We start from the raw sequence: 2282 nt of genomic DNA, 5'->3' as shown, positions 1-2282 counted from the left end.
GTACCATTTGTTCTTTGGTGCGGTCATACTTACTGAAAAATCGATTGGTAAAATAAATCGTGCCGTCATAAATGATTTCAGCTTTTTGATAAGTGATCAAATTGCGGTAACCGCCGTGTTTTGGGATAAAGCCTTGGTTGTTTTGTTTTTGTTCTTCCATAATAAAGGACTTAAGGGACAACAGGGACTTTTACTCAGGGTGGCGGGCTGCTGTGCCAGCCGGCAGGCCCGCCTGCCGTAGGCAGGGTTTTTCCCGCAAGCGGTAAAGTCCCTGTGAGTCCCTTAAGTCCCTTTTAACCCGTTGTTAATAAACCATGCCGTTTCCGGCAAAAGGGTAATACAGTAATTATTTTCTTGGGGATATTTTAAAAGGGGATATTGCCTCCTTCGCTTTAAAAGCTCCGGTGGCTGTAACAAATATATAAAAAAATGTTAAAACCCTCGTTGTGTCAAAAGTATAAAATGTTATGGGAGTGGTTTTACGAAATACTTTTCCATAATGATTTTAATTGTTGTGATTGAATAATATTATTGAGAACCGGGGTTAAACATTTCTTTGATTCCACCTATTGAGCTTAATACACCGGTTGCTTCATAAGGTAAATAAATTACCTTATTGTCTTTACCGCTTACCATCTCTTTTAAAGTGTCAATGTATCTGACTGCGATTAGATAATTTTCAGGATTGCTTTGTGTTGAAGAAACTGCTTGAGTAATTTTTTTAATTGCTTCTGCTTCGGCTGTTGCAATTTTTAATCTTGCTTCAGCGGCACCTTCTGCTTTTAGAATTTGGGCTTGCTTTTCACCTTCTGCTTCATTTATGTCAGCTGCTTTTCTTCCTTCTGCTTCCAGTGTTAATTGTGCTTTTGTACCCTCTGCCTCCAGTACTTTTGCTCTTTTATCACGTTCAGCTCTCATTTGCTTTTCCATAGCATCCCTTATATTTTCGGGAGGATTGATGTCTTGTAGTTCAACACGATTAATTTTCACACCCCATTTATCTGTTGCATCATCAAGAACAGCTCTTAACTTTGAGTTGATTGTATCCCTTGAAGAAAGTGTTTCGTCCAGATCCATTTCCCCTACAACATTTCTTAGGGTTGTTTGGGTGAGTTTTTCAATAGCGTCGGGTAAATTTGATATTTCATAAATTGCTTTTACCGGATCAATGATTTGAAAATAGAGCATTGCATTAATTTCTGTAATCACATTGTCTTTTGTTATAACACTTTGTTTTGGAAAATCATAAACGGTTTCACGCAACTCAATTTTAGTGATACTGGTTTTTAAAATTATATTTTTACCATCTAAGCCCTCTTTGACATACCTCCACATTATTTCTCTGGGTCTATCAATGATTGGCCAAATAATGTTTATTCCAGAAGTTAGTGTCCGGCTATACTTTCCAAGCCGTTCAATGACCATAGTTTCAGATTGTTGTACAATCTTGAATCCCATTAAAGCAAATATTATAACAAATATTGCCACTAGTCCAAAAATGATTGTTGTGATGCTCATGGTATTTAGTTTAAAGGTTTTACGATTAAAATGGTTGAGTTTATTTTGACTATTTTTACTTTATTACCTACTGTTATAACTTCATCATTTTCAGCTTCTGCTCTCCAATCATCTCCATGGACATAGACTCTGCCTTGATTTATTGAATTGTCAATTGTCACGGTAACCCTCCCAACTTTTTCTAACAACACATCAACATTTGTTTTTACATCAGTATTTTTTTTATGAGCGTATTTCAACATAAATGGGCGAATTCCAAAAAATGAGATTAGAGTACCCACGCTAAAAGAAATGATTTGAACATCAATCTCATAATCAAAAAAAGAAGCCAGCCCTGCTAAAAGACAACCTATAGCAAGGGAGGCTGTTAAAAAGCCTTCTGTGAAAATTTCGATGATAAAAAAAAGAATAGCAACAATTATCCAAATATGCCAGATTTCAATATTCATAATTTAAGAAATTAAAGGTTAATTATTTTGAACATTAGTTGAATGTGGTAAAAAACATTGTTTACATTCCTATGAGATGATTATTCTATCCCTACAAACATAAAGTAGGATATTAAATAAATTTTACGGGATTCCTCATTTTTGACAGCTTATTTAAAATAGTTTCCAAAAATGAGCAATCTCATATCAAAGCATTCATTTTAATGTTTTAATCTGCTTGACCCTTTTGTATATCGGATATAAAATTTATCGACACCGGTATCTTTTATGTAAAGTGATGGAGACATCAATTTTTGCTCGCAAATTGTTTCTCTA

General features: G+C 34.8%; 2 protein-coding genes. Both read right to left on the bottom strand.

The genetic code is table 11. From position 1 onward, the window contains the following. Positions 1–528 precede the first annotated feature (528 nt). Positions 529–1518, bottom strand: a complete 990-nt coding sequence (locus AC6F75_RS08505) for an SPFH domain-containing protein (RefSeq protein WP_500714581.1) — start codon at positions 1516–1518, stop codon at positions 529–531. A 5-nt stretch (positions 1519–1523) separates the two neighbouring features. Further along, positions 1524–1967, bottom strand: a complete 444-nt coding sequence (locus AC6F75_RS08500) for an NfeD family protein (protein ID WP_500714580.1) — start codon at positions 1965–1967, stop codon at positions 1524–1526. Positions 1968–2282 lie beyond the last annotated feature (315 nt).

Source organism: Planktosalinus sp. (assembly GCF_059864935.1).
The sequence above is the reverse complement of the archived record's forward strand: the minus strand, read 5'-3'. Positions and strand labels throughout refer to the sequence as shown.